Source organism: Candidatus Schekmanbacteria bacterium RIFCSPLOWO2_02_FULL_38_14 (genome assembly GCA_001790855.1).
GTDB lineage: Bacteria > Schekmanbacteria > GWA2-38-11 > GWA2-38-11 > GWA2-38-11 > 2-02-FULL-38-14-A.
The window spans coordinates 1-22,678 of the sequence record MGDH01000019.1 but is presented as its reverse complement, the minus strand read 5'-3'; the positions used below and the strand labels follow the sequence as shown (position 1 = coordinate 22,678).

General features: G+C 38.5%; 36 protein-coding genes and 1 pseudogene. 4 read left to right on the top strand and 33 right to left on the bottom strand.

Going from position 1 to position 22,678, the window contains the following annotated elements; translation table 11 throughout:
- Positions 1 to 309 precede the first annotated feature (309 nt).
- Together A3H37_07240 and A3H37_07235 are read left to right on the top strand one after the other, a co-directional pair.
- Entirely contained in the window at positions 310 to 588 is a 279-nt protein-coding gene (locus A3H37_07240) for a hypothetical protein (GenBank protein OGL50133.1), read from the top strand.
- Positions 585 to 987 (top strand): annotated as a pseudogene (locus tag A3H37_07235) (hypothetical protein). Before A3H37_07240 ends, A3H37_07235 begins: the two are co-directional and overlap by 4 nt.
- 211 nt (positions 988 to 1,198) lie before the next feature.
- On the opposite strand, the gene A3H37_07230 reads toward A3H37_07235, so the two are convergent.
- From A3H37_07230 to A3H37_07215, 4 genes are all read right to left on the bottom strand, one after another.
- Positions 1,199 to 2,209, bottom strand: coding sequence for a hypothetical protein (locus A3H37_07230; protein ID OGL50092.1), 1,011 nt, complete (start codon positions 2,207 to 2,209; stop codon positions 1,199 to 1,201).
- A 160-nt stretch (positions 2,210 to 2,369) separates the two neighbouring features.
- On the bottom strand, positions 2,370 to 3,152 hold the full coding sequence (locus A3H37_07225) for a hypothetical protein (protein OGL50091.1): 783 nt from the start codon (positions 3,150 to 3,152) through the stop codon (positions 2,370 to 2,372).
- Positions 3,149 to 4,024: a hypothetical protein gene (locus A3H37_07220; protein ID OGL50090.1), complete on the bottom strand. Its 876-nt coding sequence runs from the start codon at positions 4,022 to 4,024 to the stop codon at positions 3,149 to 3,151. Before A3H37_07220 ends, A3H37_07225 begins: the two co-directional genes overlap by 4 nt.
- Before the next feature lie 8 nt (positions 4,025 to 4,032).
- Positions 4,033 to 4,677 carry a dTMP kinase gene (locus A3H37_07215; protein ID OGL50132.1) on the bottom strand — a complete coding sequence of 215 codons (645 nt, stop codon included), beginning with the start codon at positions 4,675 to 4,677 and terminating at the stop codon, positions 4,033 to 4,035.
- Positions 4,678 to 4,907: 230 nt separating this feature from the next.
- Between A3H37_07215 and A3H37_07210 the strand changes: the two genes are divergently transcribed.
- Together A3H37_07210 and A3H37_07205 are read left to right on the top strand one after the other, a co-directional pair.
- Positions 4,908 to 6,236: an AAA family ATPase gene (locus tag A3H37_07210; protein OGL50089.1), complete on the top strand. Its 1,329-nt coding sequence runs from the start codon at positions 4,908 to 4,910 to the stop codon at positions 6,234 to 6,236.
- Positions 6,202 to 6,903 (top strand): hypothetical protein, encoded by a 702-nt coding sequence (locus A3H37_07205; protein OGL50088.1) that lies wholly within the window; start codon positions 6,202 to 6,204, stop codon positions 6,901 to 6,903. The genes A3H37_07210 and A3H37_07205 overlap by 35 nt, the downstream gene beginning before the upstream one ends.
- 74 nt (positions 6,904 to 6,977) lie before the next feature.
- On the opposite strand, the gene A3H37_07200 is transcribed toward A3H37_07205, so the two are convergent.
- The 29 genes from A3H37_07200 to A3H37_07060 form a co-directional block, all read right to left on the bottom strand.
- Complete coding sequence (locus A3H37_07200) at positions 6,978 to 7,331, bottom strand: 50S ribosomal protein L17 (GenBank protein ID OGL50087.1); 354 nt, start codon at positions 7,329 to 7,331, stop codon at positions 6,978 to 6,980.
- Between the two features lie 47 nt (positions 7,332 to 7,378).
- Entirely contained in the window at positions 7,379 to 8,395 is a 1,017-nt protein-coding gene (locus A3H37_07195; protein OGL50086.1) for a DNA-directed RNA polymerase subunit alpha, read from the bottom strand.
- Between the two features lie 35 nt (positions 8,396 to 8,430).
- The gene (locus A3H37_07190) at positions 8,431 to 9,060 is read right to left on the bottom strand and encodes a 30S ribosomal protein S4 (protein OGL50085.1); all 630 of its coding nucleotides are present in this window, start codon (positions 9,058 to 9,060) and stop codon (positions 8,431 to 8,433) included.
- A 16-nt stretch (positions 9,061 to 9,076) separates the two neighbouring features.
- Complete coding sequence (locus A3H37_07185) at positions 9,077 to 9,502, bottom strand: 30S ribosomal protein S11 (GenBank protein OGL50084.1); 426 nt, start codon at positions 9,500 to 9,502, stop codon at positions 9,077 to 9,079.
- Between the two features lie 95 nt (positions 9,503 to 9,597).
- Entirely contained in the window at positions 9,598 to 9,981 is a 384-nt protein-coding gene (locus A3H37_07180) for a 30S ribosomal protein S13 (protein ID OGL50083.1), read from the bottom strand.
- Positions 9,982 to 10,176: 195 nt separating this feature from the next.
- Positions 10,177 to 10,395 (bottom strand): translation initiation factor IF-1, encoded by a 219-nt coding sequence (locus A3H37_07175; protein OGL50082.1) that lies wholly within the window; start codon positions 10,393 to 10,395, stop codon positions 10,177 to 10,179.
- Between the two features lie 82 nt (positions 10,396 to 10,477).
- Positions 10,478 to 11,224 carry a type I methionyl aminopeptidase gene (locus tag A3H37_07170; GenBank protein ID OGL50081.1) on the bottom strand — a complete coding sequence of 249 codons (747 nt, stop codon included), beginning with the start codon at positions 11,222 to 11,224 and terminating at the stop codon, positions 10,478 to 10,480.
- Between the two features lie 2 nt (positions 11,225 to 11,226).
- The gene (locus A3H37_07165; protein ID OGL50131.1) at positions 11,227 to 11,877 is read right to left on the bottom strand and encodes an adenylate kinase; all 651 of its coding nucleotides are present in this window, start codon (positions 11,875 to 11,877) and stop codon (positions 11,227 to 11,229) included.
- 37 nt (positions 11,878 to 11,914) lie between these two features.
- Entirely contained in the window at positions 11,915 to 13,225 is a 1,311-nt protein-coding gene (locus A3H37_07160; GenBank protein ID OGL50080.1) for a preprotein translocase subunit SecY, read from the bottom strand.
- Position 13,226: 1 nt separating this feature from the next.
- Positions 13,227 to 13,673 (bottom strand): 50S ribosomal protein L15, encoded by a 447-nt coding sequence (locus tag A3H37_07155; GenBank protein ID OGL50079.1) that lies wholly within the window; start codon positions 13,671 to 13,673, stop codon positions 13,227 to 13,229.
- 9 nt (positions 13,674 to 13,682) lie between these two features.
- A complete protein-coding gene (locus tag A3H37_07150) occupies positions 13,683 to 13,886 on the bottom strand; it encodes a 50S ribosomal protein L30 (protein OGL50078.1) in 204 nt (67 codons plus the stop codon).
- A 10-nt stretch (positions 13,887 to 13,896) separates the two neighbouring features.
- Positions 13,897 to 14,406: a 30S ribosomal protein S5 gene (locus A3H37_07145; GenBank protein ID OGL50077.1), complete on the bottom strand. Its 510-nt coding sequence runs from the start codon at positions 14,404 to 14,406 to the stop codon at positions 13,897 to 13,899.
- 7 nt (positions 14,407 to 14,413) lie between these two features.
- A complete protein-coding gene (locus A3H37_07140; GenBank protein OGL50076.1) occupies positions 14,414 to 14,788 on the bottom strand; it encodes a 50S ribosomal protein L18 in 375 nt (124 codons plus the stop codon).
- A 31-nt stretch (positions 14,789 to 14,819) separates the two neighbouring features.
- Positions 14,820 to 15,356 carry a 50S ribosomal protein L6 gene (locus A3H37_07135; GenBank protein OGL50075.1) on the bottom strand — a complete coding sequence of 179 codons (537 nt, stop codon included), beginning with the start codon at positions 15,354 to 15,356 and terminating at the stop codon, positions 14,820 to 14,822.
- Between the two features lie 52 nt (positions 15,357 to 15,408).
- The gene (locus tag A3H37_07130; protein ID OGL50074.1) at positions 15,409 to 15,804 is read right to left on the bottom strand and encodes a 30S ribosomal protein S8; all 396 of its coding nucleotides are present in this window, start codon (positions 15,802 to 15,804) and stop codon (positions 15,409 to 15,411) included.
- A gap of 255 nt (positions 15,805 to 16,059) precedes the next feature.
- Positions 16,060 to 16,599 carry a 50S ribosomal protein L5 gene (locus A3H37_07125; protein ID OGL50073.1) on the bottom strand — a complete coding sequence of 180 codons (540 nt, stop codon included), beginning with the start codon at positions 16,597 to 16,599 and terminating at the stop codon, positions 16,060 to 16,062.
- Between the two features lie 16 nt (positions 16,600 to 16,615).
- Positions 16,616 to 16,945 (bottom strand): 50S ribosomal protein L24, encoded by a 330-nt coding sequence (locus A3H37_07120; GenBank protein ID OGL50072.1) that lies wholly within the window; start codon positions 16,943 to 16,945, stop codon positions 16,616 to 16,618.
- A 20-nt stretch (positions 16,946 to 16,965) separates the two neighbouring features.
- Complete coding sequence (locus A3H37_07115) at positions 16,966 to 17,334, bottom strand: 50S ribosomal protein L14 (protein OGL50071.1); 369 nt, start codon at positions 17,332 to 17,334, stop codon at positions 16,966 to 16,968.
- 24 nt (positions 17,335 to 17,358) lie between these two features.
- Positions 17,359 to 17,625, bottom strand: coding sequence for a 30S ribosomal protein S17 (locus tag A3H37_07110; protein ID OGL50070.1), 267 nt, complete (start codon positions 17,623 to 17,625; stop codon positions 17,359 to 17,361).
- Between the two features lie 89 nt (positions 17,626 to 17,714).
- Positions 17,715 to 17,909 (bottom strand): 50S ribosomal protein L29, encoded by a 195-nt coding sequence (locus tag A3H37_07105; GenBank protein OGL50069.1) that lies wholly within the window; start codon positions 17,907 to 17,909, stop codon positions 17,715 to 17,717.
- A 30-nt stretch (positions 17,910 to 17,939) separates the two neighbouring features.
- Positions 17,940 to 18,359, bottom strand: a complete 420-nt coding sequence (locus A3H37_07100) for a 50S ribosomal protein L16 (GenBank protein ID OGL50068.1) — start codon at positions 18,357 to 18,359, stop codon at positions 17,940 to 17,942.
- A gap of 21 nt (positions 18,360 to 18,380) precedes the next feature.
- Positions 18,381 to 19,067: a 30S ribosomal protein S3 gene (locus A3H37_07095; protein OGL50067.1), complete on the bottom strand. Its 687-nt coding sequence runs from the start codon at positions 19,065 to 19,067 to the stop codon at positions 18,381 to 18,383.
- Between the two features lie 18 nt (positions 19,068 to 19,085).
- Positions 19,086 to 19,445, bottom strand: coding sequence for a 50S ribosomal protein L22 (locus A3H37_07090; protein OGL50130.1), 360 nt, complete (start codon positions 19,443 to 19,445; stop codon positions 19,086 to 19,088).
- Between the two features lie 47 nt (positions 19,446 to 19,492).
- Positions 19,493 to 19,783, bottom strand: a complete 291-nt coding sequence (locus A3H37_07085) for a 30S ribosomal protein S19 (protein ID OGL50066.1) — start codon at positions 19,781 to 19,783, stop codon at positions 19,493 to 19,495.
- A gap of 8 nt (positions 19,784 to 19,791) precedes the next feature.
- The gene (locus tag A3H37_07080; GenBank protein ID OGL50065.1) at positions 19,792 to 20,613 is read right to left on the bottom strand and encodes a 50S ribosomal protein L2; all 822 of its coding nucleotides are present in this window, start codon (positions 20,611 to 20,613) and stop codon (positions 19,792 to 19,794) included.
- 110 nt (positions 20,614 to 20,723) lie between these two features.
- Positions 20,724 to 21,017 (bottom strand): 50S ribosomal protein L23, encoded by a 294-nt coding sequence (locus tag A3H37_07075; GenBank protein OGL50064.1) that lies wholly within the window; start codon positions 21,015 to 21,017, stop codon positions 20,724 to 20,726.
- Positions 21,017 to 21,640 carry a 50S ribosomal protein L4 gene (locus A3H37_07070; GenBank protein OGL50063.1) on the bottom strand — a complete coding sequence of 208 codons (624 nt, stop codon included), beginning with the start codon at positions 21,638 to 21,640 and terminating at the stop codon, positions 21,017 to 21,019. The genes A3H37_07075 and A3H37_07070 overlap by 1 nt, the downstream gene beginning before the upstream one ends.
- A complete protein-coding gene (locus A3H37_07065) occupies positions 21,637 to 22,227 on the bottom strand; it encodes a 50S ribosomal protein L3 (protein OGL50129.1) in 591 nt (196 codons plus the stop codon). The genes A3H37_07070 and A3H37_07065 overlap by 4 nt, the downstream gene beginning before the upstream one ends.
- A gap of 50 nt (positions 22,228 to 22,277) precedes the next feature.
- A complete protein-coding gene (locus tag A3H37_07060; protein ID OGL50062.1) occupies positions 22,278 to 22,586 on the bottom strand; it encodes a 30S ribosomal protein S10 in 309 nt (102 codons plus the stop codon).
- Positions 22,587 to 22,678: the final 92 nt, after the last annotated feature.

The window sequence follows — 22,678 nt, the reverse complement described above, 5'->3', positions numbered from 1 at the left end:
TCCTCCCCATACTCGCAATCCTTGCACATAAAGCCTGGATGGGGAAAGAAGATTTGGGGTTTGATGCTTAGAACCTCTCTTTTTATTAAAACTCCAAATAAGCTATGGGAATTAAGCCTCTCTGCTGTCGGCAGAAGGGAAACACAATCATGCAGTTTGAATAGGTATGTTAAGGATAAAATAATTATAGCATAAAATATGTATTTTACTCCTTGATTTTTTATATTCTTAGACAGTATAATTTATTTTATGAAGATAGGACAGTTAAATAAAAAAGAGACCTTAGCTGTTAAAGAATTTTGTGGAAAGATGAAAATTCTTTTAAAACAAAATCTTGTAAATATAAGGTTGTTTGGGTCAAAGGCCAGGGGTGATTTCAGAAAAGAATCTGATATTGATATACTTTTAGTCCTAAAGAAAAAGAGCTGGGATTTAATAGATAAGATTTATGATGTGTTAATAGATGTTGAGATTGAACATAATTCACAAATATCATTGAAAATCTATTCCGAAGCAGAGTTTAACCGCATAAAAGATTATGAAACTTTCTTCTATAAGAATATTACAAAAGAAGGTGTTTCTTTGTGAAGAAAACAAGGGAAGATTATGCCAGATATAGATTGGAAAACGCAAAAGAAAAACTGAACTCAGCTGAAGTGCTTCTGAGAGAAAAATTATTTAAAGATTCCCTCTCAAGATCCTACTATGCCATGTTTTCTGCAGCAAGGGCACTGCTTGCAACTAAAGAGCTTGATAGCAGCAAACATTCAGGAGTCATATCCTTAGTTTAATCAGCAATTTTTAAAAACAGATATAATGGACAGAAAAATTGGTAAAAAGTTGAGTGAAGCAAAAGATTTCAGGGAAGCCGGAGATTATGAAGATTTCTTTGTGGTGTCTAAAGTAGATGCTGAAAGACAAATTAAAAATGCAAAAGAGTTTATAAAAGAAGCAGAAGAAATATTGTTAAAAATAATCAAAAGCTGATTATCTTTTTAAATCTATTCTATTACATTAAAAGGATTTATTTCCCTTCCCACTCCCTGCAATCCTCCCCGTACTTGCAATCCCTGCACATAAAGCATGGATGGGGAAAGAAGATTTGGGGTTTGATGCTTTTAAGAACTTCTTGGTAGCAAAAGAATTGTTCAAGATTCCACAAACTATTTAATATACCTCTTCTTTATCCATATTAACTTCAACTCACCAAAAAATTCATAATCAGTTTTATCATTATATCTTTATGTTTTGGCGCACTTTCAGCAATAAGCAGAGCCAGTGCTACTAAGGCATTATCATTAAACTTTCGCTCTCCGTTTTTCTTGAAGAGATACCTGTTACGTGCAAGAAAGACTATGAAAAGAAATGAACCAATGCGTTTGTTGCCATCAGTAAATGGATGGTCTTTGATGATAAAATACAAAAGGTGTGCAGCTTTTTCTTCTATGCTTGGATACAGTTCTTCTCCTCCAAAGGTCTGGCTGATACTACCAAGAATACTTTTCAACCCATCGCTTCTTTCAATCCCAAAAAGATTGCCTGCTTCCTTTTTACTTATTAAATTGTGTTTCAATTCATTAATAGCTTGAACCGCCTCATCATATTCAAAAACAAACAGACTCTTGGTTTTCCTGCTGATTTCAAGCTTGTCTTCATCGTATTTCTGAAGGAGTAACCATGTATTGGCATAATCAGTGATGACATGCAGAAGCCCTGTTGATTCACTGCTGCTTAACTGCTTTGTTTCTATGATCTTTTTAATTAGAAAAACTGCTTCTTCAAATTCCTTAAATTCTTTTCCTTTTAATTCAGCAATCCTTTTTTGATTTAATGTATATCCTTTAACAAGATAATCTTTGAGTATTTTTGTTGCCCAAATGCGGAACTGCACTCCTCTTTGAGACTTTACACGATAGCCAATTGAAATAATTACATCAAGATTATAATAATCAACATGATATGTCTTGCCGTCAGATGCAGTTGTTGCAAAATTTGCAACAACTGATTTTTTATTTAATTCTTTTTCATAGAAGACATTCTTAATGTGTCTGGAAATAACTGATTTATCTCTGGAAAAAAGAACAGCCATCTGGTCTAAATTTAACCACACAGTATTTTCAAACAAATGAACATATATAGAACTTTGCCCGTCCTTTGAACGATAAATAACAAGTTCTCCTTTATTACCTTTAGCTTTATCTTCTTCCATTTTTATTTACCCAATAAATATTCAGAAAGAATAACTTCTCGTGGACCAGTGGTTTGTGCTGCACTTTCTGAAAAGTGGCTCTTAAGAAGCTCATCAGCAGATTTATAAAGAGCAAGTAGATTTCTGTCTTTCTCGTTTGTGATAAAAGTTAAATCTGTTCTCACCTTACTCCACCCATCAATCCAAGATAAAAATCCAAAAGGTCATTTCCCCATAATAAGGAAATGACTGCGCCTATTGAAAGAAAGACACCAAAAGGTATTGGATAGTCCCTTCCCTTGCCGCTTAAGAGTATAGCTGCAAAACCTCCGATAGTTCCAAGGAAAGAACCAAGGAGAAGAGTAACAACGGCTCCTTTTATTCCAAGAAATGCACCTATCATTGCCAGAAGTTTCACATCTCCCATTCCCATTCCTTCTTTTTTTGCAACCAAGGCGTAGATGACAGCTATTGAATAAAGGATTCCTCCTCCAAAGAGAATTCCAAGAAGCGAGTCAGACCATTTTATTGGAAGGAGCGGGGTAAATAAAATCCCCAGAAATATGAATGGAATTGATATTTCATTTGGAATTATACGGCAGTTAATATCTATGACGCTTATGACAATAAGAGAACATGTAAGAACAAGGTATGGTACAATCTTCAGGTTGAACCCGAAGAAATAAAAAAAATACAGAAAAATAATTCCTGTCAGAAATTCTATAAAAGGATAAATAACAGAAAACTTTTCTCCGCAGTTTCTGCATCTCCCTCTTAGTAAAATGTAAGACAATATCGGGATATTGTCTCTTGTCAGAATCGGTTTATTGCATATTGTACAGTGAGAACGCGGAGAGATTATTGATTCCTCTCTTGGAAGGCGATAAATGCAAACATTAAGAAAACTGCCAACTGAAGACCCAAAAAGAAAAATAATAAAATATAAAAATAACTGCTCTGTCATTCCTTTAATTCTTCTGGTATATCTTCCAATATTTCTTCATTTTCTTCCTCGCAGGGACTGTGCTGAGTCTTGTCAAAAGTCAGGTCATCTGCGCTTACATTGACATTTGTTCCGTCTTCAAGCTCTACTATAACAGTTCGTCCAAGAGTATTTACCTTTCTCACCTTTCCGCTTTTGCCATCTTTAAGAATAACTTTTTCCACGTATTTGGGAAGATCCCTGTTTATACTTTTATAGGTTTCATACTCATATTTGAGGCAGCACATCAGTCTGCCGCATACTCCGGAAATTTTTGATGGATTAAGAGTAAGGTTCTGAACCTTTGCCATTTTTATAGAAACAGGGTCAAATTCATTCAGAAAATAACAGCAGCAAAATGCCCTTCCGCAAATACCATAACCCTGAATAATCCTCGCCTTATCTCTCACTCCTATCTGTCTCATCTCAATGCGGGCTCTGAACTCATAAGCAAGGTCCTTTACAAGTTCTCTGAAATCCACTCTTCCTTCAGAAGTAAAATAGAAAATTATCTTGCTGCTATCAAAGGATTTTTCAACCTTGATAAGCTTCATTTTAAGCTCTTTTTCTCTTATCTTCTGAACTGATTTCTTTAAAATCTCCTCTTCGCTTTTTTCATTCGCTGCTATTTTATCCAAATCCTCTTTTGTCGCCTTGCGCAATATTTTTTTAAACGGCGCCAAACCCGAGCCTTGAGGCGGCTCAAAAGGAGGAATAACAACTTCACCAGCCAGTTCCTCTCCCTTTTCACCTTCAACTATACAAACATCATCTCTTTTAAGCTCAATCTCATTGTTTAAAAAGATTCCAAGCTTTTTAAAGCTTCCATATCTTATTTTTGTGATTTTTCCCATAAAAGCGCCTATTGAAAATTTCTCTTAATCAGTTTATCTGCTTCTTTGCATATTTCAGCATTAATCTCCTCCATGCTTCTGAGAGCATTAATTACTTTCACTCTCTTCTGGTCATCTTTTGCTATTTTCAGATACCCTCTTCTGACCTTTCTGTGAAATACTAAACCCTCCTCTTCAATCCTTCCTTCGCCTCTGGAAATACCCATTTCTCTGTTACGCCTCTTCGCTCTTTCCAGACCAACTTTCTCAGGAAGGTCCAAAATAATTGTCAGGTCAGGAACCAACCCTCCGGTTGAGAATTTATCCAATACAGAAATCATTTTTTTATCAAGCCCTCTTCCATAACCCTGATATGCAGTTGTCGCATCACTAAACCTGTCACAAACTACTATTTTTCCTTCTGCAAGTTCCGGAGCAATAACCTCATTCACATGCTGTGCTCTGCTTGCAGCATATAAAAGAAGCTCTGTAACAGCGAGAATTTTTTTATTTTTTCTATCAAGCAGAATTTTTCTTATCTGATTTCCTATTTCTGTACCGCCAGGCTCTCTTGTCAGGATAACATCAAGACCTTTTTTTCCTAAATACTTCCCGAGCATCTTTGCCTGTGTTGATTTCCCGCACCCTTCGATTCCCTCTATGGTTATAAAAATACCTTTTTCTCTCTTCATCAGGAATATCCATCATGGAATTTTTTCTGTTTTAGCTAAAAAGCTGAATTAAAATTCAAAATCTTTATAATTTAAAATTTATTTTAAAATCTTCCCTAAGTCAAGAAAGGATTTAAAGTTAAAGAGGCTGAGGACAAATGTTTTACATAGACAATAACGCCTTTGGTGGTGTATTATTTTGCTGACAAACTTAGTTTAAATCCAAAACACCTATGGACCTTTTTGACCAGAAACCTGAAAGAAAGAAGAAAAAGTTTGCACCCCTTGCAGACCGCCTGCGCCCTGAAACCCTTGATGACTTTGTCGGGCAGAAGCATATCTTGGGCGAAGGCAAGATGTTTCGCAGGGCAATCATAGAGGACAAGGTTGGCTCAATGATTTTCTGGGGACCTCCGGGCTCAGGAAAAACAACCCTTGCAAGGATAATTGCTAATATGACCAAATCAAATTTTATCTCCTTCAGCGCTGTTACATCAGGAATCAAGGAGATAAAGGATGTGATTTTTCAGGCAGGGAAAGAACTTGAAAGATACAATAAAAAAACCATAATTTTCATTGATGAAATCCACCGCTTCAACCGCGCCCAACAGGATGCCTTTCTCCCTCACGTGGAGGACGGGACAATAATCCTGATTGGCGCAACAACAGAAAACCCCTCTTTTGAAGTCAACTCTCCCCTTCTCTCAAGGACAAAGGTTTATATTTTTTATCAGCTTGCAGAAGAAGAGCTTGCCACTATTTTAAGGCGGGCGATTGAAGATGAAAGGGGATTGAAGGCTTATAACCCTGAAATAAAAGAAGAAGCATTGCAGTTCATTATCAGCAACTGCCAGGGAGATGCAAGGATTTGCCTCAATACCCTTGAAGCAGCTGTAATTAGCTGTACCCCAGATGGGCAAGGGAAGCGGATTATAACAAGGGAACTGGCTTCAGAGGCAATGCAGAAGAAAACCCTTGCCTATGATAAGGACAGGGAAGAGCATTATAACATCATTTCAGCTTTCCACAAATCCCTCAGAGGAAGCGACCCTGACGCTGCGCTTTACTGGCTTGCAAGAATGCTTGAAGCAGGAGAAGACCCGCTTTTCATTGCAAGGCGGATGGTAAGGTTTGCCTCAGAGGATGTTGGCAATGCAGACCCGCAAGCGCTTCAGGTTGCTGTTGCTGCCAAGGATGCCGTGGATTTTATAGGAATGCCTGAAGGTGATTTATCTCTTGCGCAGGCTGCCATATACCTTGCCTGTGCGCCTAAAAGCAATGCGGTCTATAAAGCCTATCTTTCTGCAAAGGCTGATGTACAGGAAAAAGGAACGATTCCTGTTCCTCTGCACATAAGAAATCCTGTGACCAAACTTATGAAAGAAGCAGGCTACGGGAAAGACTATAAATACGCCCATAAATACGAAGATGCAATTGTTGAGCAGGATTATATGCCTGATGAATTAAAAGGAAGAGTTTATTACAGTCCGACTGACAGGGGTTTTGAAGAAGAGATAAAGAAAAGGCTTGAAAGCTGGAAAGAGCTTAAAAAGAAAAGATAGAAAGGTTAAAATTATGTTTCGATTGGTAAAATGGCTTATAATTCTTGGTATTATTATTGGATTATATTTTTTCTATCCAAACATCTTAAAGGCAATCGGCAACTACCTGATTGTCAGCGACAAGCTTGAAAAGTGTGATGCAATTCTTGTGCTTGCAGGAGACAATGGTGAAGGAGAAAGGGTAAAAGAAGGAGCTAAACTTTTCAAAGAGGGTTATGGAAAATATCTGGTTCTTAACGGCAATGAAATTGGCTGGAACACCTATGCAGCAGATATCATGGAAAAGCAGGCTCTCTCGCTTAAAGTACCGCATTCTGCCATAATCCCTGTCAGAATCGATGGAAATTCAACAATAGAAGAAGCAAAAACCAACAGAAATATTTTTGTGAAAAAGAATTTCAGAAGTTTTATTCTTGTAAGTTCAAGTTACCACACAAGAAGGGCTAAGTGGATTTTTTCAAAAGTTCTCAACGGAACTGGTATAAAAATACTTTCCCATCCCTCAAAAGACCGTGAATACAATCCTGACAAATGGTGGCGGGAAAGACCCTCTGCAAAAAACCTTTTTTATGAATACACAAAGCTTTTATGGTATAAGGCTGTGGAGAGGTTTAATGTGGATAGTTTTAAAAAGGAAAGCTCTGAAAAACCATTACAGGAACAGTAGAGAATTTAATTGGAAACTGGAAAGAATTCAAATTAAAATTTTTATTTTACAATTTTCAATTTTCAATGTTTATATCACTCCACAAGTTCAATTATCGCCATTTTTGCGCCGTCGCCGTGGCGGATGCGGGTTTTGATTATTCGCGTATAACCGCCTTTTCTTTCAGAATACTTGCCTGCAACTTCATTGAAAAGTTTCTTGAGAACAACTTTATTTTTTATCCAGCAGGCTGCCTGCCTTCTTGAATGAAGTGTCTCCTTTTTTGCCAAAGTAACCATCTTCTCTGCAATACTTCTAATCTCCTTTGCTTTCTCAACAGTGGTTTCTATCCTCTCGTGCTCAAAGAGAGAAGTAACCATATTGCGGAACATGGCAAGTCTGTGGCTTGTAGTTTTTCCGAGTTTTCTGCCTTTCATATTATGTCGCATTTTCTTTAAAATCCTCTAAACTAAAAAAAATTTAAATCTTCCAGGAATTAATCGAATTCCTCAACAGTTTCTTCTTTAACACTCACAGGCTCTTTTGGAGGCCATTCCTCAAGCTTCATTCCGAGAGCCAGGTTCATGCTCTTAAGTATTTCCTTAATCTCATTTAAAGACTTTCTTCCAAAGTTCTTTGTCTTGAGTATCTCACCTTCACTTCTCTGAACCAGTTCTCCGATTGTCTTTATGTTTGCATTCTTAAGGCAATTCTGGGACCTCACAGAAAGCTCAAGCTCATCAACGCTTCTCATTAAATTAGAATAAGCTTTTTCCTTTTCAATATCTACCTTCTCCTCTTCCTCTGCTTCAGGTTCTTCTTCAAAGTTTATAAAAATTAACATCTGGTCCTTTAATATTTTGGCAGCATAAGCAACTGCATCATCCGGCTTGACACTTCCGTCAGTCCATACTTCAAATATAATTCTGTCATAATCAGTCTCCTGTCCAAGCCTTGCGCTCTCCACATTGAAGTTCACTTTTTTGACAGGTGAAAAAATAGCGTCAACAGCAATCATTCCTATCGGATGTCTCTCATCCTCATTCTTCTCTGCAGGACAATACCCTCTCCCTTTTCTGACTTCAATCTCTATCTCCAGTTTTCCGTCTGAGTCCAGAGTTGCAATGTGCAAATCAGGATTCAGTATCTCAACATCTCCGTTATGTTCGATATCTGAAGCCTTTACTTCTCCGGCTCCTGAAGAGGAGAGAGATATCTTCTTTGGCTCATCTGAATGAACCTTGAGACGAAGCTGCTTCAGGTTCAGAACTATATCTGCAATATCTTCAATGACTCCCGGAAGAGAAGTAAATTTGTGGTTCACTCCTTCAATCTTTACCATAGTAACAGCAGCGCCTTCTATAGAGGATAGGAGAATCCTTCGCAGGCAATTCCCGATTGTGACCCCAAAACCACGCTCAAATGGCTCCGCGAAAAACTTTCCATATGTGCCAGAAAGAGTTTCCAAATCGCATTCAAGCCTTTTAGGTCTGTGTAAACTTTGAAATTTCATTATAAATTCTCCTAAAGAGAGTTTTTAATTTTTTACTATTTCGAATAAATTTCTACTATAAACTTTTCGTTAATTGGAAGTTGTATCTCTGCCCTGTTTGGCATAGCTGCAATCCTTCCCTCAAGTTTATCAATGTTAGATATAAGCCATGAAGGAGGTGGATTCTTTTTAACAAGCTCAAGAGAAGACAGTATTGCTGAAAGATTTTTGCTCTTCTCTTTTACTTCAATCGCATCCCCCTTTTTGACCAGAAAAGAAGGAATATCTACTTTTTTCCCATTTACCATGAAGTGACCATGTGTTATAAGCTGTCTTGCCTGTTTTCTTGAACCAGCAAAATTCAACCTGTAAACAATATTGTCAAGCCTTCTTTCCAAAATATTCAGAAGGTTTTCCCCTGTAATTCCCTTTTCTCTGTCTGCAATCTGAAAATACTTTCTGAACTGCCTTTCAAGAACTCCGTAAATTCTTTTTACCTTTTGCTTTTCTCTTAGCTGCATTCTGTAGTCTGAAGGCTTGCTTCTTCTTGACTGTCCGTGCTGTCCCGGCGCATAGCTTCTTTTTTCAAAAGCACATTTCTCTGTATAGCATCTTTCACTTTTCAAAAAGAGCTTTATTCCTTCTCTCCTGCAATGCCTGCAAACTGATTCTCTGTATCTTGCCAAATTTCTCTCCTTTTATTTACACCCTTCTTCTCTTGGGTGGCCTGCACCCGTTATGCGGAATAGGAGTTACATCTTTAATAACTGTTATTGATAAACCTGCTGACTGAAGGGCTCTTATTGCTGCCTCTCTTCCGGAGCCCGGACCTCTCACAAAAACCTCAACCTGCCTCAGACCGAATTCCAAAGCCTTTCTTGCGGCTACTTCAGCTGCAACTGTTGCAGCAAAAGGTGTGCTTTTTCTTGAGCCTTTGAAACCCTGACTTCCGCTGCTTGCCCAGGCAACAACATTGCCGTCAGTGTCGCTAATTGATATAATAGTATTATTGAAAGTTGACTTAATATGGGCTATACCGTTTTTAAGAACCCTCTTTTCTTTCTTCTTCTTTATTTTCTTCTCTTCCTTCTTTTCTTCTTTTTTCTCTTCTTTCTTTTCTTCTGCCATCTTTCTCCTCTCTTAGGATTTTGTCTGAAAATAGCAGGTCTTAAAACCTGTTACTATCAGGATAGCACCGGGTTTCCTGACCCGATGTCTGTTCTCTATTTCTCGCTCGGACTTGCTTTTCTTACTACTCCTCCCTTTCTCGGGCCCTTTCTTGTCCTTGCATTTGTATGGGTTCTTTGCCCTCTTACCGGCAGAGAACGTCTGTGGCGCAATCCCCTGTACGTACCTATATCCATAAGCCTTTTTATATTGATGGAGATCTCCTTTCTCAAATCTCCCTCAATCTGATAGCTCTGTTCAATCTCCTTTCGAAGAAGATTAACATCATTATCAGTCAGCTCCTTTACTCTCTTGTCAGAATTTATCCCTGTTTTTTCCAGTATTTTTCTTGAACTTGAATGACCAATACCAAAAATATAAGTAAGAGCTACTTCTATCCTCTTATCTTTTGGCAGGTCAACGCCACCTATTCTTGCCATTAATTCACCTCTTATATTTTTTGATTACTGAGATTTAATAAAGATTACAGCAATCACTATTTATCCCTGTCTCTGTTTATGTTTAGGATTCTCACAGATGACTCTTACGACACCTTTTCTCTTAATTACCTTGCATTTTTCACAAATCTTCTTAACAGATGATCTTACTTTCATGTTTTTTTCTCAGCCCTGCAGTTATTTCTGTCTGTAAATTATTCTTCCCCTTGTAAGGTCATATGGAGACAGTTCAACTGTAACCTTATCTCCGGGAAGAATTTTTATAAAATTCATTCTCATCTTTCCTGAAACATGGGCAAGAATCTTATGCCCATTATCAAGCTCAACCCTGAACATTGCATTGGGTAATGGTTCTACCACAGTAGCTGTAACCTCTATTGCTGCCTCTTTTGGCATCCGGTTATTTCTCCCATTTAAGATATCTAATCTCCGTAATCCCGCTTTTAATCAGTGTAATCACATTTCCAGAAATCTCTTTTTAAGCTGTTGTTAAAATTTCAGGGCTACCATCTTTTATCACTACAGTATGCTCAAAATGAGCTGATAAACTTCTGTCTTTGGTAACAGCTGTCCAGCCATCTTCTAAAATTTCAACATCGCTTCCTCCGGCATTCACCATTGGCTCTATTGCAAAAACCATCCCGCTTTTAAGTCTGACTCCCTTGCCCGGGACTCCGAAGTTTGGAATCTGAGGCATCTCATGAAGCTCTCTTCCAATCCCATGCCCTACAAAGAACCTCACCACCGAAAAACCTTCTTTCTCAACTGTCCTCTGAATAGCGCTTGATATGTCTCCAAGCCTGTTGCCATTCCTTGCTTCTGTTATTCCATTTTCAAGCGCTCTTTTTGAAACCTCTATGAGCTTTCCTGCTTGCTCGGAAATTTTTCCCACTGCGCAGGTAATTGCCATATCCCCGTAAAAACCTTTGTACTTTGCCCCCATGTCTACGCTTATTATATCTCCTTCCTTTAATCTCTTCTTGGAAGGAATTCCGTGAACAACTTCCTCATTTACTGAGGCACATATGCTTTTGGGATATCCCTTGTAACCTTTAAAAGCCGGAGTACAGTCTTTTTTACACAGAAACTCTTCTGCCATTTCATCAAGCTCTAAAGTTGTTATCCCCGGAATAATTCTTGATTCAATCTCTTTCAAAACTTCTGCTACAACTCTGTTAACAACTCTTAGGAGTTCAATTTCTCCCGGAGTCTTGAGCACAATCATCACTAACCTTTCTCAATCATCTCACAAAGCGATGAGAATATCTCCTTTATATCTCCCTCCCCTTTAACACTCTTTAATTTATCTTTATTCTTATAATAGCTAATCAGCGGTAATGTCTTACAGTTGTAGACCTTGAGCCTCTCCCTTATTGTATCCTCATTATCATCTTTTCTCTGAAAAAGTCCGGCTCCGCACTTATCACAGATACCAGCTTTTTTAGGAGGATTGAAATTTATATGAAAAACCTCTCCGCATTCCTTACAGCTTCTTCTGCCTCCAAGCCTTTTGACAATTTTCTCTTCAGAAGCATTAATTGATAAAACAACACTTAAAGGGTATCCCTTATTTTTTAAAATCTTGTCAAGCTCTTCTGCCTGTATAACAGTCCTTGGAAAACCGTCAAGAATAAAACCCTTTCTGCAGTCTTCACTTTCAATCCTCTCATCTATTATCCCTATCACAATCCTGTCAGAAACAAGTTCTCCCCTGTCCATAAACCCCTTTGCCTCAATCCCGAGAGTTGTTCCGTCTTTAACTGCTTTCCTCAGTATGTCTCCTGTTGATATCTGTGGAATCAGAAATTTTTCAGAAAGCATTTTAGCCTGAGTCCCTTTCCCTACTCCAGGAGCTCCCAACAAAATCACATTCTTCATTTTCCCTGACTTTTTACTTTTCACTGTTGGCTAACTACTATCCCCTTCTTCCCTTCATTCTTCCCTTCTTCAGGAATCCCTGATAATGCCTTGTCAGGAGATGGGATTCAATTTGTGAAATTGTATCAATTGCAACCCCTACAACAATGAGCAATGCTGTTCCTCCAAAATAGAATGGAACCCTTCCGTAATTGATTAAAATATCAGGCAAAACTGCAACTGCTGATAAATAGACTGCTCCTCCAAAGGTAATTCTTGTCAGCACCTTATCAATATAATCAGAGGTACGCTTGCCCGGTCTGATTCCCGGAATAAAACCTCCGTACTTTTGCATATTGTCAGCCAGGTCCAGAGGGTTAAAAACTATAGCTGTATAGAAGTAGCAGAAAAAAACTATGAAAACTATATAAAGCACCTCATAAAGAGGTGAACCCGGAGATAAGCTACCCGCTATTGCCTGTGTTATACTGTTCTTGTAGAAGCTTGCAATAGTTGCCGGAAACATTATTATCGAAGAAGCAAATATCACAGGTATTACTCCTGCTGTATTTATTTTCAGTGGAATATGGGTGTTTTGCCCGCCATATACTTTTCTTCCAACAACTCTTTTAGCATACTGTACAGGTATTTTTCTCTGTCCCCTTTCAACATAGATTATTAATCCTACAATGGCTATCATTGCGATTATTAAAAATACTATTAAAATTACATTTAAATCCCCCGACTTTACCGATTGAATTGTCTGCACGACAGCAGTAGGCATACTTGCCACAATACCTGCAAATATAATAAGGGATATTCCGTTCCCTATCCCCTTCTCAGTTATTTGCTCTCCAAGCCACATTATAAAAGCTGTTCCTGCGGTTAAAGTAATCATTGCCAGCAGTCTGAAAGCCCACCCTCCTTCAGGCACAACAGGAGCTCCTGAAGGGCTTCTCATCTGTTCCAGACCATAGCTTATACCCAGTCCCTGAATAATGCTCAGCGCCACTGTCCCATACCTTGTATACTGGGTAATCTTTTTTCTCCCTGCCTCACCCTCTTTAGAAAGCCTTTCAAGGGCCGGAATAACAACTGTTAAAAGCTGAAGAATAATTGAAGCGGAAATATAAGGCATTATCCCAAGAGCAAAAACTGTCAGTCTGCTCAATCCTCCTCCTGAAAACATATCAAAAAAGCCAAGTATTGTTCCCTGAGCCTTTGTAAAAAACTCTGCCAGAGCATGGCTGTCAATGCCTGGTACAGGAATATGGCTCCCAATCCTATATACTCCTAGCATCAGAAGAGAAAATATAACTCTCTTCTTCAACTCCGGTATTTTGAAAATATTTTGGAATGTTTCTATCACACTATTGCCCTAAAACCACTGCCTTGCCGCCTGCCTGCTCAATCTTCTTCAATGCTGACTGGCTGAACTTGTGCGCATGTATTGTAAGAGGTTTTGACAAACTTCCCTCTCCGAGAACTTTTAGACCGCTTTTGATTTTTCTTATTTTCCTTTCCTGTAAAAGAATCTCAGGGGTAACCTCATTTCTGTCTTCCAAATCTTCCAAATCATAAAGGTTTACTATTGCATATTCCTTCCTGAAGATATTTGTAAAACCTCTTTTGGGTAGCCTCCTTTGAAGTGGCATCTGTCCGCCCTCAAAACCCTTTCGAATGTTTCCTCCTGAGCGAGCCTTCTGTCCTTTATGACCACGGCAGGAAGTTTTTCCATGGCCTGAACCAGGACCTCTTCCTACTCTTTTTCTTTTTCTCTTTTTTCCATAAGAACATGGAAGCGATGAAAGTTCCATATTACCTCTCTATTTTAATTTAATTTCCTCTACCTCAAGAAGGTGAGAAATCTTATTTATCATCCCTCTAATCTCCGGAATATTTTTTTTTTCAACCGTCTGGTTTATTTTTTTTAACCCGAGCCCTATTACAGTTGCTCTCTGGTTTTTTGTCGTTCCTATAACACTTTTAATCAGTGTTACCCGCAATTTTTTTTTCTGTTCCTTAGCCACAGCAAATCACCTAAGATAAGATTTTTTCTATTTCTATTCCCCTGTTTCTTGCCACATCTTCAACACTTTTTAATTTTTTAAGACCGTCCAGAGTAGCTTTGACAACATTGTGCGGGTTATTTGAGCCAAGAGACTTAGTAAGAATATCTGAAACTCCTGCACTCTCAAGCACAGACCTTATTGCCCCGCCTGCTATTATACCTGTTCCCTTAGTTGCAGGCTTCAAAAGCACCCTGCTGCTGCCATAACAACCGAGTACCTTATGAGGTATTGTAGTTCCTTTTAATACAATTTTAGTTAAATTCTTTTTTGCTCTTTCAAGCCCCTTTCTTATTGCATCAGGGACCTCATTTGCCTTCCCAAGTCCAACTCCTATATGCCCCTCACCATCTCCTGCCACAACAAGGGCAGAAAAACTAAACCTTCTTCCTCCCTTTACAACCTTGGCTACCCTGCTTATGTGAACTACTTTGTCTACCAGTTTAATCTCATCAATCATATCTGCTTTATTCAAATCCATATGACTCCTAAAACTTTAAACCCTTTTCTCTTGCTGCGTCAGCCAGAGCTTTTATTCTTCCGTGAAAAGGGAATCCTCCTCTGTCAAATCTTACTTTTTCTATGCCTAACTTTTTTGCCTGCTCAGCTATAAATTCCCCAACAACCTTTGCAGACTCAATGGTACTGCTCTTTTTCATTTTCTCTTTGAACTCAGGTTTAAGAGTGGAGAAAGCAGCCATTGTGTTTCCGTTATCATCATTGATAATCTGAGCATATAGATGCCTTGAGCTTTTAAACACTGATAGCCTTGGAACCTCAGATGTACCTCTGATTTTTTTTCTTATCTTCTTGTGTCTTGATACCCTTGCTTCTCTTCTATTCAATCTTATAGCCAAATGAATCCCCTCTTTTTAAAATCTCATATGAAGCAGTTTAAGCGCCAGTCTTTCCGACTTTGGTTTTTACCACCTCATCTATATATCTTATGCCCTTACCCTTATAGGGCTCAGGAGGAAAAAACCCCCTTATTTCAGCTGCAATTTGACCTACAAGTTGTTTATCCGCCCCCTTGATTGTCAGCTCAGTCTGCTTTTCCACATCAATTTTCATCCCTGCAGGGATTTCATACACAACAGGGTGAGAAAAACCCAGATTTAAAACCAGTTTTCCTCCCTGTATCTGTGCCTTGTATCCGACTCCTCTTATCTCAAGCTTTTTCTGAAATCCTTTAACAACGCCTGTAACCATATTATTAACTAGGCTTCTTAGTAATCCGTGAATCGGTTTGTCAGTCCTTTCCTGACTGAGAAGAGTAATCGATAGCCCTTCAGAATTCTTTTCAATTTTTATTTTTGAAGGAATTTCACAGGAGAGTTTTCCAAGCGGACCCTGAACATCAATCCTGTCTTTTGAAATCCCAATTGTAACTTCCTTGGGGTATACAATAACTTTTTTCCCTACCCTTGACATTTTTACTTTCCCGCTCTTAATATAAATTTTCTGATTGCTGTAATCGCCCTATTTACCAGACCTCGCATAAAATCTCTCCGCCAACCCCCTCTTTCCTGCATCTTTTATCAGTTATTATTCCTTTAGAAGTGGAGAGAATAGCAACTCCCAATCCATCAAGAACTTTAGGTATAGCATCTTTCCCAGCATAAATGCGGCGTCCGCATTTGCTTATTCTTTTTAAACCTGAAATTACCGGAAGCCCTTCATCATCATATTTGAGGCTTATTCTTATTAATCCCTGCTTGTTGTCCTTTATGAATTTATATTTCTTAATAAACCCTTCCTCTTCAAGAATACGTGCAATCTCAAGTTTTAGAGTTGAAGCATCAATATCCACCTTATCATGGCCTGCCCTTAGGGCATTCCTTACTCTTGTCAGCATATCTGCTATTGGATCTGTTACCATTTCTTCTTTATTCCTATATAAAACAGATTTACAAATGCAACAATTACCAGCTTGCTTTTATCACCCCTGGTATCTGTCCCTGCAGAGCCAGTTTTCTGAAGCATATTCTGCACATTTCAAATTTTCTAAGATAGGCACGCGGTCTTCCGCATATACGGCATCTGCTATATAACCTGACCTTGAACTTCGGGACCCTCTTAGACTTTGCAATCAATGATTTTTTTGCCATTAAAGATTTAATCCTCTGTAAACTTATTAATTCCTGAAAGGCATCCCGAGATATTTTAGAAGCGCCTTTCCTTCTTCATCGTTCATGGCTGTAGTAGCAATCGTTATGTTCATACCTCTTAATTTGTCTATCTTGTCATAATCTATTTCAGGAAAGATAATCTGCTCTTTCAGTCCAAAAGTAAAATTACCTCTCCCGTCAAAAGACCTTCCTGAAATTCCTTTAAAATCCCTGATTCTTGGAAGTGATGCATTTACAAGCCTGTCAAAGAACTCATACATCCTCTTTCCTCTTAGAGTGACTTTACATCCTATGGACATTCCCTCTCTCAGCTTGAAAGTGGCAATAGATTTTTTTGCCTTAGTAACTATTGGTTTCTGCCCGCTGATAGCCGTAAGTTCTCCAGTAGCCGCATCTACAGCTTTTGCATTCTGAATGGCTTCACCCAAACCCATGTTAATAATAATCTTTGCAAGCCTTGGGACTTCCATAATGTTTTTGTAACCAAAGTCCTTCATCATTTTTTTTACAATTTCTTTTTTATATTTTTCCTTTAACACTGCCATAATCTTTTCAACACCATTACTTAGCCTCTATTGTTTCCCCGCATTTTTTACAGATTCTCACCTTTATTCCATCAGAAAGTTCTTTTCTTCCGGTTCTTACGGGTTTCTCGCATTTATTGCAAAGAATCATAACCTTTGACCAGTGAAGAGGTCCCTCTTTCTCAATTATTCCACCCTGTTTCTGCTGAGAAGTTGGACGGGTATGCCTTTTTATAAAATTAACTTTTTCTACAACAACCCTTTCTTTCTTTGGCAAAACTTTTAAAACTTTCCCTTTCTTGCCTTTTTCTTTCCCTGCTATTACCACAACAAAATCATTCTTTCTCACAGGCGCACTAACTGCCATGAATCTCTCCTCAATAAAACTTACAGTACCTCTGGAGCCAAGGAAATTATTTTCATAAAATTTTTTTTCCTTAACTCTCTCGCAACAGGTCCAAAAATTCTTGTACCTACAGGCTCCTTCTGGACATTTATTATAACTGCAGCATTATCATCAAATCTTATATAAGAACCATCAGGCCTTCCCAACTCTTTGCTTGTTCTTACAATAACTGCATAAACCACTTCTCCCTTTTTAACAGTACTATCAGGAACTGCTTCTTTTACTGAAGCCCTTATCACATCTCCAATCTGAGCATACCTTCTTCTTGAGCCTCCAAGAACCAGGATACACTGAATCCTTTTTGCGCCTGAATTATCTGCAACAACTAAATTAGTCTGCGACTGAATCATTAAAACACTCCATTCAAAGCCAGATTACCCATTTCTCTTGGCTCTTTCTATTACTTCAACTACCCTAGTTCTTTTTCCCTTGCTTAAAGGTCTGCATTCTACAATACGAACTTTATCGCCCACCTTGCATTTGTTCTTCTCATCATGGGCTTTAAACTTTGAAGTCTTTTTAATAATTTTTTTATACCTTTTATGCATTACACGGTTCTCTATTGCAACTACTACAGTTTTATTCATCCTGTCGCTGACAACTAATCCTATTTTCCCTTTTAAAACTTTTGTCTTTTCCACTTATTCACCTGATTTAAAAAATTCAAAATTCAAGGCTCAAATTTTCTGTAATTTGGATTTTGTCCTTTGAGCTTTATCATTAATCCATATTAACTGGATTTTTGCTTCTCTTCCATTATAGTAAGAACCCTTGCAAGATCCTTTCTTGCCAATTTAATCTTTGACGGGTCTTCAAGCTGTCCTGAAGATAATCTGAACTTCAGGTTAAAAATCTCCTCCCTGATGTCTTTCTCTTTCTTTTTCATCTCATCAAGAGTCAGTTCTCTTATTTCGCTTGATTTCATATCTGGTTTCAAACCTCATTCTTCTATAGCTTACAGGGTTTTTGAGTGCCTTGATACAAACTTGGTTGCTATGGATAGTTTATGTGAGGCTAATCTCATTGCCTCTTTTGCAACTTCAAGTTCAACTCCGTCCATTTCATAGAGTATTCTTCCTGCCTTGACCGGAGCAACCCAGAATTCCGGAGTTCCTTTTCCTTTTCCCATTCTTGTCTCAGCAGGCTTTTTTGACATAGGTTTGTCAGCAAAAATTCTTATCCATACCTTCCCGCCTCTTTTCATACAGCGGGTTATTGCAATTCTTGCTGCCTCTATCTGTCTTTCTGTAATTCTTCCTGGTTGAAGGGCTTTCAGTCCAAACTCACCAAAACTCAGTGTTGCCCCTGAAGAAGCCTTCCCCCGTGTTCTTCCCTTCTGCTGTTTTCTGTATTTCGTTCTCTTGGGTATTAACATCTTACCTCTTTAAACCTCCAATCAAGACTGAAAGGCTTCTCCTTTACCGGGTTTAACCTTTGGCTCTTTTGTATATTCAGACAATATTTCTCCCTTGAAAATCCACACCTTCACGCCAATAACACCGTATGTTGTTCTTGCTTCAGCAACTCCGTAGTCAATATCAGCCCTTATTGTATGAAGCGGAACCCTTCCCTCCCTGAACCATTCGGTCCTGGCTATCTCTGCCCCTCCAAGTCTTCCGGCGCAGGTCACCTTTATCCCCTGAGCGCCAAACCTCAGGGCAGATGAAACATTTTTTTTCATTGCCCTTCTGAAAGCAACCCTTCTCTCAAGCTGTAAGGCAACATTTTCAGCAACAAGCTGCGCATCTATCTCAGCCCTTTTTATCTCGTTAATGTTTATGGTTATGCTTATGCTTTTTGAAATAAACTTTTTGAGGTCTTCCTTAAGTCTGTCAACCTCTAAACCCTTTTTCCCAATAATTATCCCAGGCCTTGCAGAGTAGATATTCACTCTTAAATTGTCAGAAGCTCTTTCAATCTCAACTCTGGAAACCCCGGCCCTTTCAAGCCTGTTTTTTACGAATTTACGAATTTTTAAATCTTCGTGTAAAAACTTGGCATAATTCTTTTTAGCAAACCATTTTGAGTCCCAAGTCTTGTTTATTCCTAATCTGAAACCTATAGGATGAACTTTCTGTCCCAAGCAAAACTCCTCTTAAAATTAAGAACTTCTGGAAACTTCCCCTAAAACTATTTTTATATGACTTGTCCTTTTTCTTATTAAAGTTGCCCTGCCCATTGCCCTTGGCATATAGCGTTTAAGCATAGGTCCTTCATCAACGTTTACACTCTTTATAAATAATTTATCCAAATCAATCTTGGAATTCTTGTTTTCTGCAATTTTCATAGCATTAGATACAGCCGAATTGAGTACTTTTTTAAGCAAAGGAGAAACATACTTAGGTGAGAAATCCAGGATTGCCAGGGCTTCGTTTACCATCTTCCCTCTTATCAGGTCCACAACAAGCCTTGCTTTTCTTGGAGCAACCCTGATGAACCGCAGTATTGCTCTTGCCTCGATATTAACTTTTTCCTTATTCTCCATAGAAACTCTTCTATCCCTTGATATTAACTTACCTTTGTTGTTTTTTCAGTTTTGCTGGTGCTGCTATGACTCTTAAAAATCCTTGTTGGAGCAAACTCACCGAGTTTATGTCCAACCATATTTTCTGTCACATAGACGGGAATAAATTTTTTGCCGTTATGAATGGCAATGGTGTAACCAACAAACTCAGGCACGACTGTAGAATTTCTTGCCCAGCTTTTTATTACTTTCTGTTCCCCGCTATCCTGCAGAGATTTAATTTTTTTCTGAAGCTTTTCATCAATATATGGACCTTTTTTTATTGACCTAGACATTACTCTCCTTATTTTCTCTTTTTCAGAATATAAATATCTGTCTTCTTCTTTCTAACAGTTTTATATCCTTTTGTTGGCTTACCCCATGGTGTACACGGATGCCTTCCTCCGGAAGTTTTCCCTTCGCCACCACCGTGGGGATGGTCAACAGGATTCATTGTAACACCCCTGTTTCTTGGTTTTATGCCAAGCCATCTGTTTCTTCCTGCTTTACCCATAGAAGCATTTTCGTGGTCTATGTTTCCAAGCTGTCCGAAAGTTGCACAGCAATTAGCATTTACAAGCCTTATCTCTCCTGAGGGAAGCCTCAAATGTGCAAATTTTCCCTCTTTTGCTATAAGTTGCGCATAGCTTCCGGCACTTCTTGCTATCTGTCCGCCTTTTCCGGGTGTAAGTTCTATATTATGGATGACAGATCCAAGAGGCATATTTTTAATTTGCATTGCATTGCCGTCTTTGACCTCAGCATCAGAGCCTGATTCCACTCCCTCTCCGACTTTGAGTTTTAGCGGAGCCAAAATATACCTCTTCTCCCCATCCTTATAAACAATAAGAGCAATGAAGCATGACCTGTTAGGGTCATACTCTATTGAGTCCACCCTTCCCGGTATTCCTGCTTTATCCCTTTTAAAATCTATTAAGCGGTAAGCCCTTTTATGCCCTCCTCCTATATACCTGCTCGTTATTCTTCCATAACTGTTTCTTCCGCCAGTCTTTTTTATTGGAAGAAGCAATGATTTTTCAGGTTTTTTCCTGGTGATTTCACCAAAATCAACCGAAGTCTGAAATCTTCTGCCAGGAGAAGTCGGGCTATATGATTTTAATGGCATATCTTGTTCCTGTAATAAATTTTAAAAGTTTATTAAATTCAAAGTTCAAAAATCAAAATTACATATCAAAACTTAAATCTTTAATTTTTTGATTTTGCAGTGATTAACCCTTACGCTCCCTCAAAAAGCTCTATCTTTTCCCCTTCCTTGAGAGTTATAATTGCTTTTTTCCAGTCAGGCCTTTTCCCATGAAATCTTCCGAAATTTTTTGTTTTTCCCTTAACATTCATCAGATGAACCCTGTCAATCTTGACTTTAAAAAGATACTGAACAGCATTTTTTACCTGAACTTTATTTGCACCTTTGTCAACAGCAAATACAACCTTATTTAAACTGTCCTTAATAATATTGCTCTTCTCTGTTACTATAGGTGACTTAATTATATTATGGGGATTGAGCTTCATTAGCCTAACATCTCCTCTAAATGAGCAAGGTCTTTTTCTTTTATGATTAATTTCTTATGATTTAAAAGATCATAGGTGTTTATATTATTAATATTTAAAACCCTGACATCAGGGAGATTCCTTGCCGATTTTCTCAAAATCTCATCCCGTTCTCCCATCAGAATCAAGGCTGAACTGCTCACTCCAAATCCGTCAAGCATCTTTCTTAAAGCCTTTGTCTTGATCTCCCCAAGATTTATATCCTCTACAACCAAAATATCCCCATTCCTGTATTTTTCAGATATAACAGAGCGTACAGCCTTTCTCCTTGCCTTCTTTGGAATGCTGTAAGAGTAATCCCTTGGCTTTGGCCCGAAAATTGTTCCGCCTCCAACCCTCACAGGAGACTTTCTGGAGCCTGCTCTTGCTCTGCCTGTTCCTTTCTGTCTGTAGAGTTTAACAGTACTGTAATTTACCTCTGAACGGTCCTTTGTTGATGCTGTTCCTTTCCTGGAGTTGGCAAGCCTGTTTATTACTGCCTGCTGCACCACAGAAAGATTCACCTTTTCCAGTGAAACCTTTGGCAGAAAGTCAATTTCCTTAACTTTTTTGTTTTCTGAATTTAATACAGCTATTGAACTCATACCTTAACAGCCTTTTTTATAAAAATTAAGCCTCCCTTTGCTCCGGGAACAGCTCCTTTTATCAGAATCAGATTCTTATCAGGAATAATCCTTTCAACCTCTAAATTTTGAACAGTAACATTTTCCCCGCCCATTCTTCCGGGCATCTTTTTGCCCTTAAAAACCCTTTTGGGTTTACGGCTTCCTATTGAACCAAGAGTGCGATGGAATCTTGAGCCGTGGGTAGCAGGACCACCGCTGAAACTATATCTTTTAATTACACCTGCAAAACCCTTCCCTTTTGAAACCCCTGTAACATCAACCTTTTCACCTTCTTTAAATATATCGATTTTAAGCTCATCTCCCAGCTTCGCATCTGTCAAATCAGCAACCCGTATCTCTTTCAAATATCTAGCTGGGACTGCTCCGCTTTTTTTAAAGTGCCCTTTGATGGGATTTGATGGCTTTTTCTTCACCACACCCAGAGCAATCTGAATCGCATTGTACCCGTCAGTCTTTGCATTTTTTATCTGAGTAATCCTGCAAGGACAGAGTTCAATAGCAGTAATGGGAACAGCTTCACCGTCCTTGGTAAAAACCTGAGACATCTCTATTTTCTTTCCAAAAATCCCTTCTACTGCCAAAATCTTCTCCTGCCTTACAGTTTAATTTCCACATCAACCCCTGCTGACAGATTAAGCTTCATAAGAGCGTCAACTGTTTGGGGTGTTGGCTCTAAAATATCAACTACCCTCTTATGAGTTCTAATCTCAAACTGCTCTCTTGATTTCTTGTCAACATGGGGCGACCGCAGAACAGTATATCTGTTTATTGTAGTTGGTAAAGGTATTGGTCCTGCTATCTTTGCACCTGTTCTTACAGCAGTATCAACAATCTCCTTTGTAGATTTATCCAGTACCCTATGGTCATAGGCTTTAAGCCTTATTCTGATTTTTTGGTTTATCATATTTCCTTCTTAAGCAATTATTTCGCTTATTACTCCCGCGCCCACTGTTCTTCCTCCCTCTCTTATTGCAAACCTCAGTTCCTTCTCCATGG